This window comes from Nocardioides lianchengensis (genome assembly GCF_900101465.1).
Lineage (GTDB): Bacteria > Actinomycetota > Actinomycetes > Propionibacteriales > Nocardioidaceae > Nocardioides > Nocardioides lianchengensis.
Window position 1 is genome coordinate 42,508 of the sequence record NZ_FMZM01000013.1, and the last position, 13,123, is coordinate 55,630.

Below are 13,123 nucleotides of genomic sequence, written 5' to 3' on the forward strand. Positions count from 1 at the left end.
GGTCACCGGTGGTTGAGGAGGTCGCGCAGCGACCGTCTCGAAACCCGGTGAGCCGCTCGACCGCCTGGACGTCGGGCCGACCGACGGCTCACCAGGTTTCGAGACGGGACTTGGTCCCTCCTCCACCACCGAGGCCTCACCACCGGGTGGATCGCGGCCTGACATGATCGGGCCCATGACCGGCGTCCTGGTGCTCGCGGCGACGCCGATCGGACGGGTGGCCGACGCACCGCCCCGGCTGGCCGAGGAGCTCGCGACGGCCGACGTGGTCGCGGCCGAGGACACCCGACGCCTCAAGCGGCTGACCACCGACCTCGGAGTCACCGTCTCCGGGCGGGTGGTGTCGTACTTCGAGGGCAACGAGTCGGCGCGCACCCCGGTGCTGCTGGAGGCGCTGCTGGCCGGCGAGCGGGTGCTGCTCGTGACCGACGCCGGGATGCCGAGCGTGTCGGACCCGGGCTACCGGCTGGTCGCCGCCGCGGTCGAGCACGACGTCCTCGTCACCGCCGTCCCCGGGCCGAGCGCCGTGCTGACCGCGCTGGCCGTGAGCGGCCTGCCGGTCGACCGGTTCTGCTTCGAGGGCTTCCTGCCGCGCAAGGCGGGGGAGCGGTCGCGGCGGCTGCAGGCGCTGGCCCGCGAGGAGCGCACCATGGTCTTCTTCGAGGCTCCGCACCGCACCGAGACGGCCCTGGAGGCGATGGCGTCGGCGTTCGGCGACGACCGGCCCGCCGCGGTCTGCCGCGAGCTGACCAAGACCCACGAGGAGGTACAGCGCGGCCCGCTCGCCGAGCTCGTGTCGTGGGCTGCCGAGGGGGTACGGGGCGAGGTGACCATCGTCGTCGCGGGAGCGGTCCCCGGCGCCGACATCGCCACCGACCCGGACGGTCTGCGGTCTGCGGTGGCCGAGCGCGAGGAGGACGGCATGACCCGCAAGGAGGCGATCGCGGAGGTGGCCCGGCTGGCCGGCGTCCCGAAGCGCGAGGTCTACGACCTGGTCCACAAGTCATGACCCGGCTGACGACGTACGCCCGCGGGCCGCTGTTCTTCGACGTCACCGACACCGGGCCCGAGGACGGTACGCCAGTCGTGCTGCTGCACGGCTTCCCCGAGCGGGCGTCCTGCTGGCGCGAGGTGGCGCCGCTCCTGCACGCGCAGGGCCTCCGCACCTACGCGCCCGACCAGCGCGGCTACTCCCCGGGGGCGCGGCCGCGCGGGCGCTCGTCGTACGTCGTCAGCGAGCTGGTGGCCGACGTCGTCGCGCTGATCGAGGCCATCGGGGGTCCGGTCCACCTGGTCGGTCACGACTGGGGCGCCAACGTGGGCTGGTCGGTCGCGGCCCGCCACCCCGAGCTGGTGCGCAGCTGGACGGCTGTCTCGGTCCCGCACCCGGCCGCCTTCGTGAAGGCGATGAAGACCACCCGGCAGGGACTGCACAGCTGGTACATGGGCCTCTTCCAGGTCCCGTTGGTGGTCGAGGGCCTGGCCCGCTGGGCCGGCGGCCCGGTCGACCAGGGCCTCCGCCGCACCGGCATGTCGCGCGACGAGGTGGCCCGCTTCCGCACCGAGATCGTCGAGCACGGCGCGCTGCCCGGCGCCCTCGGCTGGTACCGCGCCCTCCCGCTCAGCCGCGGTCGCGGCATGGGCGGCCGGGTCCGGGTGCCCACCACCCTCGTGTGGAGCACCGGCGACTCCGCCATCGTCCGCCCCGGCGTCGACTGGTGCGAGCAGTACGTCGACGCGCCGTACGAGCTGGTCGTCCTCGAGGACGTCAGCCACTGGATCCCCACACACGCGCCGGAGCCCCTCGCCGACGCGATCCTCGCCCGGATCGCCTCGGTCGCCTGACGCTGGTCGAGGTGTGCGGAGCGTCCAGCGACGGGTCGCTCCCGCGGGTTGAGGTGTGAGGAGCGCTAGCGACGAGCCTCGAAACCCGGTGAGCCGAGCGTCGGGCTCGATCGAGGACGAGTGTGGGCAAGACGGGTCTCGAGGCTCGCTTCGCTCGCACCTCAACCAGCGTTGCGGGCTCAACCAACGGGGGCCACGACCACCCACGGTGCCGTCACGGGATCTCGGCGGTCTCGCTGATCGTGGTCGAGTTGTCGCCGAAGTCGGTGACGGTCAGGTCCAGCTGCACGACGCTGCCGGGGTCGAGCGGCTCCAGGTCGTAGGTCAGGTTCTCCAGGTCGGCGTAGAGGCCGGAGTCGGAGCTGGCCGCCCACTCCTGGGTGCCGTCGGCGGCGACGGTGAGGGTCTCCGGGACGATGATGCCCTCCGGGTCGGCGGTGAGCTCGCCGTACCCGCCGCTGTCGGGGTCGAAGACGTAGTACTGCTCGCTGACGATGTCGCCGCTCTCCGCGTCGAGGACCAGCGAGAGCAGGACGTCCTGGTAGGTCTCGCCGTCCACGTCGCCGGGGGCGTAGTAGGCCATCGGCACGTCCATGCTGATCACCTCGTCGCCCTCCTGGTAGCCCAGTGCCAGATACGCGTACGACGAGTCCTCGCCGTCGCTGACCGTCAGCGCCGTCATGTCGTAGTAGCCGGCCGCCACGGGCGCGCCGTCCTCGCCGATGACCGCGTCCTGCTCGCCGAGGTAGGTGAGCGTGCCGTCCTCGCCGACGACGGCGTAGCTCATCGACGCCCCGGTCAGGTTGCCCTCGCCGACCTCGTCGTAGACGCCGGTGATCGAGAAGCCCTCGCCGTCGTACTCGATCTCGGCGCCGCTCTCCGGGTCGACGAACGCCGCCTGCTCCTCCGCCGGGATGGCCGCGCCGGCGTCGTAGTAGGAGACCAGGAAGTCGACCCACGAGGCGGCGCTGGAGACGTCGCCGTACGCGCCGTTCGAGAGCTCCTGGGTCGGCGGGAAGTAGATCGAGAGGCCGGTCGCCCCCTGGGTGGCCTGGCCGGTCACCGAGTCGACGACGGCGTCGTTGATCGCCCGCACCAGCGTGTCGGCCTGGTCGGAGACGTCGAGCGCCTCGACCCCGATCGTGGCGGCCAGCATGCCGAGGTCCTTCATCTGGCTGTCCTCCTCCGGGTTGGGGCTGCGGGCGAAGCCGAGGGCGGACTCGCCGGCCCGGCCCACGGCCGGGGCGACGGTCGCGGCGCGCTCGGCCAGCGCCCCGCTGAAGTCGCCGAGCGCCTCGTCGACGGCGGCCATCCGGGTGAGGTCGATCATCGCGAGGGTGATCGAGTCGTCGGTGCCGGACTCGACGGCCTGCGCCTCGAAGCCGTCGATGATCGCGGCCCCGAGCTCGTCGGCCGTCGCGGCCTCGTCGTCGGCGAGCACCTGCAACGCGCGGTAGTCCCAGCCGTGGCCGGGCTCCAGCTCCTGCGAGGCGACCAGCCGGTCGGCGAGCGGGGCGACCGCGCTCGCGACCTCGTAGCTGCCCATCAGACAGGCGTCGAACCCGAGCAGGTCCAGCTTGTCGACGCCGGCCTCCTCCAGGCCCGCCGAGACGCCCTCGACGATCTGGGCGAGGTCGAGCACGTCGTCGTCGGAGCCCTCGTCGGGGCCGACGCCCGGCCAGGAGGCGCCGTGGTCGGAGATGATGAGCGCATAGTGGCCCGCCGGGTGGTCGGCGATGCCCTGGGCCACGAAGGACGCCAGCACCTCCGGATCGGCGGAGTTCACGTCGCCGAGGTCGTCGACCAGCTCGGCCGAGCCGGGGTTGATGTCGAGCACCCGCGCGCCGACCCAGCTGCCCTGGTCGAGCAGCTCGTCGTCGCCGTACTCCGCGGAGCGGTCCATGAACTCGCGAACCTGCAGCGCACCGGTGGTGCCGACCTCGCCGAGCTCGTTGACGTCGCTCACCATGAACGGCTCGAGGTTGGTGTCGGCCATCGAGTAGTGCAGGACGGTCCACCCGCCCCCGGCGTCGGGCTCACCCGGCTCGTCGGGATCAGCGCTGCTGGAGCAGCCGGCCAGGAGCAGGGCCAGCGCGCCGAGCGCTGCGGTGGTCGTACGACGGGTGGTCACAGTCGTCATGGTCGGCACCGGCGGCCCGCGGGGGAGCCGAACCCCGGGAACGGCGTCCACTGGTCTGGTCCTGGCACGATCGTCCGGTGAGCACCCTGGCCGACCGTCCGCCCGTTCCCGAGCCGCTCCCGCTGCCGGTGGTCGACAACCACTGCCACCTCGACATCACCCGGCACGGGGACGACGACCCGCTCGCGGTCCCGGAGGCGCTGGCCCTGGCCGCGTCGGTCGGCGTGACCCGGATCGTGCAGATCGGCTGCGACCTGCCGGGCGCCCGCTGGGCCGTCGAGGCCGCGGCGTCGTACGACGCACTGGTGGCCGGGGTCGCCCTGCACCCCAACGAGGCGCCCCGCCTGCCGGACCTCGACGCCGCGATGGCCGAGATCGAGCAGCTCGCCGGTGCGCACGACAAGGTCCGCGCGGTCGGCGAGACCGGCCTCGACCACTTCCGCACCGGTGAGGACGGCCGCGCGGTCCAGGTGGAGTCGTTCCGCCGGCACATCGATCTGGCCAAGCGGCTCGACAAGACGCTGGTCATCCACGACCGGGACGCCCACGACGAGGTGCTCCGCGTGCTCGACGAGGAGGGGGCGCCCGAGCGCTGGGTGATGCACTGCTTCTCCGGCGACGCCGCCTTCGCGCGGGCCTGCCTGGACCGCGGCGCGCACCTCAGCTTCGCCGGCACGGTCACCTTCAAGAACGCCCAGCCGCTGCGCGACGCCCTGGTCGTGGCGCCGCTCGACCGGATCCTGGTGGAGACCGACGCGCCGTACCTCACCCCGTCGCCGCACCGCGGTCGGAGCAACGCGTCGTACCTCGTCCCGCTGACGGTGCGGGCGATGGCGGAGGTCCGCGGCGACGACCTGGAGACCCTCTGCGCGGCTCTCGACGGCAACACGGAACGGGCCTTCGGCGGCGCCTGGTGACACCGGTGGAACTACGTGTCGCTGCCCACAAGGGTCGGTGCGGGTTTGATTTCCGCACCGGTTCACTGTTGTTCTGGACGTCGAGAAAGCCGGGATCGGGACGATCTGACCTGCGCACCAGGGCCCGATCCAGGGTCCGTGCCGCCGCCCGAGGCCCGGGGAGCACGACCATCGGAGAAGTGTGGCTTCCACGCCTGACCACCCCAGCACCGTCCAGCGCCTGCGCTCCGCGCTCGCCCGCCTGACCCGCAGCAGGACCGCCCTCGTGGCGCTGTCCTCCGTCGTGGTCCTCGCGGTCGCGGGCAGTGCGCTCGGCTACCGGGCGCTCAGCACCACCGTCGTCGTGAGCGTCGACGGGAAGGACCGCGAGGTCCGGGCCATGGGCGGCACCGTCGAGGACGTGCTGGAGTCCGAGGGCATCGAGGTCGGCAGCCACGACCTGGTCGCGCCCGGCCTCGACGAGCAGGTCGCCGACGGCAGCCGGATCAACGTCAAGTACGGTCGGCCGCTGTCGCTCACCGTCGACGGCGAGGAGCAGACCCACTGGGTCACCTCCACCGACGTGGACGACGCGCTCGGCGAGCTCGGCCAGTCGTACGGCGACGCCCGCCTCTCCAGCAGTCGCAGCGCGACCATCGGCCGCGGCGGGCTCGACCTCGAGGTCGTCACGCCCAAGACCGTCGAGGTGAAGATCGCGGGCCGCAAGGCGCGCCAGCGCACCGTCCTCGCCCTGACCGTCGAGGAGGCGCTCCAGCAGCTCGGCGTCGAGGTCGACCGCCACGACCGCACCCGGCCCGCCCTCGACCACGAGCTCCAGGACGGCGACACGCTGGTCTTCACGGACATCCGCGTCGCGTCCAAGAAGGTCCGCGCCGAGGCGCTGCCGTTCGACACGGTCGAGCGCGAGGACGACGAGGCCTACGAGGGCGACGAGACCGTCGTCCGCGAGGGCCGCGAGGGCGCTCGCGACGTCGTCTACCGGCTGGTCTACCGCAACGGCGAGCTCACCGCCCGCAAGGTGCTGCGCCAGCGGGTGCTCCGCGACCCCGTCGACGAGGTCGTCGAGATCGGCACCAAGGAGCAGCCGGCCCCCGACTTCTCGGGTGGCGGCACGGTCTGGGACCGGCTCGCCCAGTGCGAGTCCGGCGGCAACTGGGCCATCAACACCGGCAACGGCTACTACGGCGGCCTGCAGTTCAACCTCGGCACCTGGCAGTCGTACGGCGGCAGCGGGCTGCCCAGCGAGAACAGCCGCGAGGCCCAGATCGCCATCGCGACCAAGGTCCGCGACGCCGCCGGCGGCTACGGCGCCTGGCCCGGCTGCGCGGCCAAGCTGGGCCTGCCGCGATGAGGCTCGCGCCCTGACCACTAGCCTTCAGAGCATGTCCACGTCCGCCGGTCCCCGTCTGCTGGGGCCGGCGGAGGTGCGTCAGCTCGCCGCCGAGCTCGACCTGCGCCCCACCAAGCAGCGCGGCCAGAACTTCGTCATCGACCCCAACACGGTCCGCCGGATCGTGCGCGAGTCCGGGATCGGGTCCGACGACGTCGTGGTCGAGGTCGGGCCGGGCCTGGGCTCGCTGACCCTGGCCCTGCTGGAGGCCGCCGGCCGGGTGGTCGCACTCGAGGTCGATCCGCTGCTGGCCGGTCGGCTGCCGGCGACGATCGGCGAGTACGCGCCCGAGCAGGCCGATCGCTTCGAGGTCGTGCTGACCGACGCGATGCGGGTCACCGAGGTGCCGGGGCCGCCCCCGACCGCGCTGGTCGCCAACCTGCCCTACAACGTCTCCGTGCCGGTGCTGCTGCACCTCCTGCAGCTGCTCCCGTCGCTCGAGCGGGGGCTGGTGATGGTGCAGGCCGAGGTCGCCGACCGGCTGGCCGCCGCCCCCGGCTCCAAGGTGTACGGCGTCCCGTCGGTCAAGGCCGCCTGGTACGCCGACGTCCGCAAGGCCGGCGCCGTCGGCCGCAACGTCTTCTGGCCGGCCCCCAACGTCGACTCCGGCCTGGTCTCCTGGACCCGCCGCGAGCCGCCGGCGACCACAGCCACCCGCGAGCAGGTCTTCGCCGTCGTCGACGCGGCCTTCGCCCAGCGGCGCAAGGCGCTGCGTGGGGTGCTGCGCGCGCTCGCCCCCAGCGAGGTCGTCGACGCCGCCCTGGCCGGGGCGGGTGTCGACCCGCTGGCCCGCGGCGAGTCGCTGCGGGTCGAGGACTTCGTGCGCATCGCCGAGGGGATCCACGCATGAGCCTCCCCCTCGAAGCCGCTCACTCCTCCACGAGGACCCCCGCTTGAACGCCGAACGCACCGTCCGAGCGCCCGCGAAGATCAACCTCCACCTGGGGGTCGGCGCGCCCCGCGAGGACGGCTACCACCCGCTGCTGACCGTCTACCAGGCCGTCGGGCTGCACGACGACCTGACCGCGCGGCCGTCCGACACCTGGTCGGTCGAGGTCGAGGTGCCGGACTGGATGGGCGGCATCGCGCTGCCCACCGTCGAGGACAACATCGTCACCCGGGCCGCCCGGCTGCTGGCGCGCCACCACGGCCTCGAGCCGACCGGGGCGGTCCACGTCGTGAAGTCGATCCCGGTCGCGGGCGGGATGGCCGGCGGCTCCGCCGATGCCGCGGCCGCCCTGGTCGCGCTCGACCGGCTGTGGGGGGTCCAGACCTCCGACGACGACCTGCTGCGGATCGCCGGCGAGCTCGGCAGCGATGTCCCGTTCGCCTTGGTCGGCGGGACCGCTCTGGGCACCGGCCGCGGTGAGCTGGTCGCACCCGTCGCCGACACGGGCACCTGGTGGTGGGTCGCGGTCCCCTCGCTGGACGGGCTGTCCACGCCCGCCGTCTACCGCCACTTCGACGAGCTGCACCCCGACGCCGCGCCCGAGCCCCCTGCGGCCGACGACCTGCTCGCCGCGCTCGCCGCGGGCGACCCGCACGCCCTCGCCGCGACCCTGCGCAACGACCTGCAGGCGCCCGCCATCGACCTGCGGCCCGAGCTGGGCGACCTGCTCGACCGTGGCGAGGCCGAGGGCGCGCTGCGCGGGCTGATCTCCGGCTCCGGACCGACCTGCGTGTTCCTCTGCGAGTCCGCCGACGCCGCCCGCGCGGTGGCCGGCGCGTTCGCGGACGACTCCGACCGGCACCCCGTCGTACTCGTCGCCAACGGCGCGGTCGCGGGAGCCCACCTGGTGACCTATGGCTAATCTCCTCAACCTCGAGCGCGTCTCGAAGTCCTACGGCGTCCGCCCGCTCCTGACCGACGTCTCCCTCGGCGTCTCCGCAGGGGAGCGGATCGGCATCGTCGGCCGCAACGGCGACGGCAAGACCACCCTGCTGGAGGTGATGACCGGGCTCGAGGAGCCCGACACCGGCCGGGTGTCCCGCACCCGCGGGCTGCTGGTCGGCTACCTCCACCAGGGCGACGAGCTCGTCGACACCCACACGGTCCGCGAGGCGGTGCTGGGCGGCCGGGCCGACCACGAGTGGGCAGCCGACTCCCGCACCCGGGAGGTGGTGGAGGTGCTGCTCGCCGGCGTCGCCCTCGACCGGCCGGTCCTCGGCCTCTCCGGCGGCGAGCGCCGGCGCTGCTCGCTGGCCGCGCTGCTGCTCGGAGACCACGACCTGCTGGTGCTCGACGAGCCGACCAACCACCTCGACGTCGAGGCGGTGGCCTGGCTCGCGGACCACATCGCGAACCGCCCGTCCGCGCTCGTCGTGGTCACCCACGACCGGTGGTTCCTCGACGCCGTGTGCCAGTGGACCTGGGAGGTCCACGACGGCACCGTCGACGTCTACGAGGGCGGGTACGCCGCCTTCGTGCTCGCCAAGGCCGAGCGGTCCCGGCAGGCCGCCGCCTCCGAGATCCGCCGGCAGAACCTGGTCCGCAAGGAGCTGGCCTGGCTGCGTCGCGGCCCGCCGGCCCGGACCTCCAAGCCGAAGTTCCGCATCGACGCGGCCAACCAGCTGATCGAGGACGTGCCGCCCCCGCGCGATCGTCTCGAGCTGCAGAAGTTCGCGACCCAGCGGCTCGGCAAGGACGTCCTCGACGTCGAGGACGCAGACCTGGTCCGCGGCGACCGGGTGCTGCTGCGGCACGCGACCTGGCGGCTCGGACCGGGCGACCGGGTCGGGATCGTCGGCGTCAACGGCGCCGGCAAGTCCTCGGTGCTCGGCCTGCTCTCCGGCACGATCGCGCCCAGCGCCGGGCGGGTCCGCACCGGCCGCACGGTCGCGCTCCGCGCGCTCACCCAGCAGCTCGACGACCTCGACCCCGAGGCCCGCGTGCTGCCGATGGTCGAGTCGGTCCGCCGGGTCACCAAGGTCGTCGACGGCGAGATCACCGCCAGCGCGATGCTGGAGCGATTCGGCTTCACCGGCGACCGGCTGACCGCCCGTATCGGCGACCTCTCCGGTGGCGAGCGACGCCGTTTCCAGCTGCTCCTGCTGCTGCTCGACGAGCCCAACGTGCTGCTCCTCGACGAGCCCACCAACGACCTCGACATCGAGACCCTCAACGTCCTGGAGGACTTCCTCGACGGCTGGCCCGGCACTCTGGTGGTCGTCTCCCACGACCGCTACTTCCTCGAGCGCGTCACCGACTCCACCTGGGCGCTGCTCGGCGACGGCCAGATCTCGATGCTGCCCCGCGGCGTCGACGAGTACCTCGAGCGCCGCGCGAACGCACTTGCGGCCGCGGGACAGGTCGAGGCGCCGCCGACTCGTCCTAGCGGCGCGATTGCGGCCGCCGGACAGCCCGCGGCCACGCCGAAGGCGCGGGCAGGGAGCGCCGAAGAGCGGGCGGCGCGCAAGACGCTGGCGCGGATCGACAAGCGGCTCGAGAAGATCGCCGAGCTGGAGACCGGGCTCAACGAGCAGGTGCTCCAGCACGCCCACGACTACGAGCGGCTCGCGGAGATCAGCCGCGAGCTCGAGGTGCTGGCTGCCGAGAAGGACGAGCTCGAGCTGGAGTGGCTCGAGGCGGCGGAGGCGGTCGAGTAGCTCAGTCGAGCAGCTCGACCGAGCCCACGGCGTAGAGCCGCCGGCCCAGCGCGGCCGAGGCCGGGGTCGGCACCAGCAGGCGCAGCCCGTCCTCGTCGAGGACGGCGGCGACCTTGCCGTGCAGCCAGGCACCCCAGGCGGCGGTGCGGTACGACGGGGCGTCGTCGACCGTCAGCACGGTGACCGACGCCGGGTGGAGCAGCGAGGTGGTCATGCGGAGACCATCGGTGCGTCCCGCCGACTCCTGAGCAGAGTGACCTCGCTCACGTCGGAGCCGGACCGGCCGATGGTCCCGGAGAAGGGAGGCGGCCATGACCACCACGAACCACCGGGACGTGCTCGTCCTGTCCGGCGGCGCCGCGCGAGGCGCCGTGCAGGTCGGGATGGCCGAGGTCCTGCTCGCCCGGGGGGTGCGTCCCGCCGCCCTCGTCGGCACGTCGGTCGGGGCGCTGAACGCGGCGTACCTGGCCGCCGATCCGACGCCGACCGGCGCCGCCCGGCTCGGCGCTCTCTGGTCCGGGCTCAGCGGGCGCGACGTCTTCCCCGGGAGTCCCTGGACCCGGCTCGGCCACGTCGTCCGGAACCCGGCCTCGCTCTACAGCTCGGCCGGCCTGCAGCGGATGATCGCCGCATGGGCACCCACCGCGCGGCTGGAGGACCTCCCGGTGCCGGTCCGGGTGGTCACCGCCCGCCTCGACACCTCCGAGGCGGTCTACCACTCCTCGGGCGAGCTGGCCCGCCTGCTCCTCGCCTCGACGGCGCTGCCCGGCATCTTCGACCCGGTCCGCCTCGACGACGGCACCCACGTCGACGGCGGCATCGCCGACCTCGTCCCCGTCGCCGGTACGGCGGGCCTGGGCGCCACCCGGATCTTCGTGCTCGACGCGAGCGTCCCGGCGCGGCTGGGGCGGGTGCGCTCGCCGCTGGACGTGCTGCTGGCCAGCCTGGCCTGCTCGATGCGGGTCCGCGCGGCGGTGGACCCGGGACCCGGGGTCGAGGTGCACCACCTCCGCGCCCCCGACCTCGGCACCCGGATGAGCGACTTCAGCCGCACCCGCGACCACCTCGCGCTCGGCCGCGAGGCGGCCCTCGAGCATCTCTTCCCGGTGCCGACAGCCGCCTGACCGCGCCGCCGACCCGTCACTGAATGTCCCAGATCTGCGGCGTGTCGGGCACAGGTTGACGGGTCGTCCGCGACAGGAAGGCGGCAGGCGTGTGGCCGAGCCGTCGATCTCAGACCGACACGCCGGGAAGAACTGGCATCCAGTGACGGGTCGGCGTGGCTGGTCAGGAGCCAGCGAACGGTGCCAGCAGGGTGCGCAGCAGGCCTCCGAGCTGGTCCTGCTCCGCGGCCGGGAGGTCGGCCAGGAAGCCGCGCTCCGCGTCGAGGAGCGCCTCGAAGGCGCCGTCGACGGCGGTCTTGCCCTCGCCGGTCAGCCGGACGATGACGCCACGCCGGTCGGCGGGGTCGGGGGAGCGCTCGACGAAGCCGCGGGCGGCGAGCCGGTCGACCCGGTTGGTCATCGTCCCGCTGGTCACCAGGGTCTCGCGGAGCAGCCGCCCCGGCGAGAGCTCGTACGGCGCTCCCGCGCGCCGGAGCGCGGCCAGCACGTCGAACTCCCACGACTCGATGCCGTGAGTGGTGAAGGCGGCCCGGCGGGCCAGGTCGAGGTGGCGGGCGAGCCGGGAGATCCGGCTGAAGACGGCGACGGGGGCCAGGTCGAGGTCGGAGCGCTCGCGTGCCCACGCCTCGACGAGCTCGTCGACCTCGTCCCGCCTGGGCTCCCGCATACCCCCCAGCCTAGCGGGATCTATCGAGAATCTTGACATCGAGACAATTTCGGCGCAGGCTGAGTTTATCTTGATGTCAAGAGACTTGGAGTCGTGATGGCCCACTCCTGGGACCCCGACCGCTACCTCACGTACGCCGACGAGCGCGGCCGTCCCTTCCTGGACCTGCTGGCGCGGGTGCCCGCGACCGCGCCCACCCGGGTCGTCGACCTCGGCTGCGGGCCGGGCAACCTCACGGCCCTGCTCGCCGCGCGCTGGCCGGACGCGACGGTCGAGGGCGTCGACGCCAGTGTCGAGATGATCGAGGCCGCCCGGCGCGACGTGCCCGACATCGGGTTCACGGTCGGCGACCTCCGTGACTGGGACGGTGGCCCGGTCGACGTCCTGTTGTCGAACGCGACGCTCCAGTGGCTTCCCGACCACCTGGAGCTGCTGCCGCGCCTGGTCGGCGCGGTCCGCCCCGGCGGCTGGCTCGCCTTCCAGGTGCCGGGCAACTTCGGCGAGCCCAGCCACACGCTGCGGACCGAGCTCGCCGCGCAGGCGCCGTACCGGGACCACCTGGGGGGCGTCGCCGTACCCGACAGTCACGATCCGGTCGTCTACCTGGAGGTGCTGGCCGCCCTCGGGTGCGAGGTCGACGCCTGGGAGACCACCTACCTGCACCGGCTGGTCGGGCCCGACCCCGTCTTCACCTGGGTCTCCGCCACCGGCGCCCGACCCACGCTCCAGGCGCTGCCCGACGACCTGCGCCCGGCCTTCGAGGCGGAGTTTCGGCGCCGGCTCGCGGCGGCCTACCCGGAGCGGCCCTGGGGCGTGGTGCTGCCGTTCCGCCGGGTCTTCGTGGTCGCCCGCGTCCCCGGGTGAGCCCACGAGGGCTCGAAATGGGCCCGAGTCGGGCTATCCTTGGGTCTTGTGAGTGCTCTCACAAGTTCCACCGACCCGCAGATCGGGTAAGAGACACTCTCATCGCGTCAGGGGTGGCAACACCCTCGGTCGCGGTCACGACCAGACATGGGCGACCCCTCGGGCGAAGCGGGGGGAGCTCCTCCCGAGGGGCCGTCCACGTGTGGTCGGAATCCTTGCTCGTCGATACTTCCGGGGGTATCCGACGGGCGCCACGTTAGCACCCATGGGGTGCGCTTCGCCGAACTTGGAGAACCACCCGGATGACGCTCACGACCGACGAGATGACCGCCGTGGTCAACCGCATCAAGCGAGCCCAGGGCCAGCTGGCCGGAGTGCTGCGGATGATCGAGGAGGGCCGCGAGACCGAGAGCGTGGTCAACCAGCTGAAGGCGGTCTCCCGCGCGGTCGACAAGGCCGGTTTCGCGATCATCGCCGCCGAGCTGCGCCGCCACGTCCAGGACGGGACGGTCTCCGACGAGGAGCTGGCCCAGCTGGAGCGCGCCTTCCTCTCGCTCGGCTGAACGCTCG

At 73.2% G+C, this 13,123-nt stretch carries 13 protein-coding genes; 10 read left to right on the forward strand and 3 right to left on the reverse strand.

Translation table 11 applies throughout. The features are described from left to right. The first annotated feature begins 175 nt into the window (after positions 1-175). Positions 176-1,009 (forward strand): 16S rRNA (cytidine(1402)-2'-O)-methyltransferase, encoded by an 834-nt coding sequence (gene rsmI / locus BLT76_RS20915; protein WP_090860250.1) that lies wholly within the window; start codon positions 176-178, stop codon positions 1,007-1,009. After that, positions 1,006-1,845, forward strand: coding sequence for an alpha/beta fold hydrolase (locus BLT76_RS20920; protein WP_090860251.1), 840 nt, complete (start codon positions 1,006-1,008; stop codon positions 1,843-1,845). Before rsmI ends, BLT76_RS20920 begins: the two co-directional genes overlap by 4 nt. Positions 1,846-2,059: 214 nt before the next feature. On the opposite strand, the gene BLT76_RS20925 is transcribed toward BLT76_RS20920, so the two are convergent. Then, complete coding sequence (locus BLT76_RS20925) at positions 2,060-3,985, reverse strand: clostripain-related cysteine peptidase (RefSeq protein ID WP_090860252.1); 1,926 nt, start codon at positions 3,983-3,985, stop codon at positions 2,060-2,062. Positions 3,986-4,071: 86 nt separating this feature from the next. Between BLT76_RS20925 and BLT76_RS20930 the strand changes: the two genes are divergently transcribed. The 5 genes from BLT76_RS20930 to BLT76_RS20950 all read left to right on the forward strand — a co-directional run bounded on the left by BLT76_RS20930 (position 4,072) and on the right by BLT76_RS20950 (position 9,898). Beyond that, the gene (locus BLT76_RS20930) at positions 4,072-4,902 is read left to right on the forward strand and encodes a TatD family hydrolase (protein ID WP_090860366.1); all 831 of its coding nucleotides are present in this window, start codon (positions 4,072-4,074) and stop codon (positions 4,900-4,902) included. A 181-nt stretch (positions 4,903-5,083) separates the two neighbouring features. Then, positions 5,084-6,253: a resuscitation-promoting factor gene (locus BLT76_RS26630; RefSeq protein ID WP_280139656.1), complete on the forward strand. Its 1,170-nt coding sequence runs from the start codon at positions 5,084-5,086 to the stop codon at positions 6,251-6,253. Between the two features lie 31 nt (positions 6,254-6,284). Next, a complete protein-coding gene (rsmA, locus tag BLT76_RS20940; protein ID WP_090860253.1) occupies positions 6,285-7,142 on the forward strand; it encodes a 16S rRNA (adenine(1518)-N(6)/adenine(1519)-N(6))-dimethyltransferase RsmA in 858 nt (285 codons plus the stop codon). Between the two features lie 43 nt (positions 7,143-7,185). Further along, the gene (locus tag BLT76_RS20945; protein ID WP_090860254.1) at positions 7,186-8,103 is read left to right on the forward strand and encodes a 4-(cytidine 5'-diphospho)-2-C-methyl-D-erythritol kinase; all 918 of its coding nucleotides are present in this window, start codon (positions 7,186-7,188) and stop codon (positions 8,101-8,103) included. Then, complete coding sequence (locus BLT76_RS20950) at positions 8,096-9,898, forward strand: ABC-F family ATP-binding cassette domain-containing protein (RefSeq protein WP_090860255.1); 1,803 nt, start codon at positions 8,096-8,098, stop codon at positions 9,896-9,898. The genes BLT76_RS20945 and BLT76_RS20950 overlap by 8 nt, the downstream gene beginning before the upstream one ends. A 1-nt stretch (position 9,899) precedes the next feature. Here the strand turns inward: BLT76_RS20950 and BLT76_RS20955 are convergent, their stop codons facing one another. Continuing rightward, positions 9,900-10,112: a hypothetical protein gene (locus tag BLT76_RS20955; protein WP_090860256.1), complete on the reverse strand. Its 213-nt coding sequence runs from the start codon at positions 10,110-10,112 to the stop codon at positions 9,900-9,902. Between the two features lie 97 nt (positions 10,113-10,209). Between BLT76_RS20955 and BLT76_RS20960 the strand changes: the two genes are divergently transcribed. After that, the gene (locus BLT76_RS20960; protein ID WP_090860257.1) at positions 10,210-11,022 is read left to right on the forward strand and encodes a patatin-like phospholipase family protein; all 813 of its coding nucleotides are present in this window, start codon (positions 10,210-10,212) and stop codon (positions 11,020-11,022) included. A 163-nt stretch (positions 11,023-11,185) separates the two neighbouring features. Here BLT76_RS20960 and BLT76_RS20965 read toward each other — a convergent pair whose 3' ends face one another. Next, entirely contained in the window at positions 11,186-11,689 is a 504-nt protein-coding gene (locus BLT76_RS20965) for a MarR family winged helix-turn-helix transcriptional regulator (RefSeq protein WP_090860258.1), read from the reverse strand. A 96-nt stretch (positions 11,690-11,785) separates the two neighbouring features. Here BLT76_RS20965 and BLT76_RS20970 point away from each other — a divergent pair, with 96 nt between their 5' ends. Together BLT76_RS20970 and BLT76_RS20975 are read left to right on the forward strand one after the other, a co-directional pair. After that, complete coding sequence (locus BLT76_RS20970; RefSeq protein WP_090860259.1) at positions 11,786-12,553, forward strand: methyltransferase domain-containing protein; 768 nt, start codon at positions 11,786-11,788, stop codon at positions 12,551-12,553. Positions 12,554-12,855: 302 nt separating this feature from the next. Then, positions 12,856-13,116 carry a metal-sensitive transcriptional regulator gene (locus BLT76_RS20975; protein WP_090860260.1) on the forward strand — a complete coding sequence of 87 codons (261 nt, stop codon included), beginning with the start codon at positions 12,856-12,858 and terminating at the stop codon, positions 13,114-13,116. Positions 13,117-13,123 lie beyond the last annotated feature (7 nt).

Excerpts from the sequence above, each read along its gene's own strand:
- rsmI (WP_090860250.1), top strand. The coding sequence starts at position 176 with ATGACCGGCGTCCTGGTGCTCGCGGCGACGCCGATCGGACGGGTGGCC.
- BLT76_RS20920 (WP_090860251.1), top strand. The coding sequence starts at position 1,006 with ATGACCCGGCTGACGACGTACGCCCGCGGGCCGCTGTTCTTCGACGTC.
- BLT76_RS20925 (WP_090860252.1), bottom strand. The coding sequence starts at position 3,985 with ATGACGACTGTGACCACCCGTCGTACGACCACCGCAGCGCTCGGCGCG.
- rsmA (WP_090860253.1), top strand. The coding sequence starts at position 6,285 with ATGTCCACGTCCGCCGGTCCCCGTCTGCTGGGGCCGGCGGAGGTGCGT.
- BLT76_RS20950 (WP_090860255.1), top strand. The coding sequence starts at position 8,096 with ATGGCTAATCTCCTCAACCTCGAGCGCGTCTCGAAGTCCTACGGCGTC.
- BLT76_RS20955 (WP_090860256.1), bottom strand. The coding sequence starts at position 10,112 with ATGACCACCTCGCTGCTCCACCCGGCGTCGGTCACCGTGCTGACGGTC.
- BLT76_RS20960 (WP_090860257.1), top strand. The coding sequence starts at position 10,210 with ATGACCACCACGAACCACCGGGACGTGCTCGTCCTGTCCGGCGGCGCC.
- BLT76_RS20965 (WP_090860258.1), bottom strand. The coding sequence starts at position 11,689 with ATGCGGGAGCCCAGGCGGGACGAGGTCGACGAGCTCGTCGAGGCGTGG.
- BLT76_RS20970 (WP_090860259.1), top strand. The coding sequence starts at position 11,786 with ATGGCCCACTCCTGGGACCCCGACCGCTACCTCACGTACGCCGACGAG.
- BLT76_RS20975 (WP_090860260.1), top strand. The coding sequence starts at position 12,856 with ATGACGCTCACGACCGACGAGATGACCGCCGTGGTCAACCGCATCAAG.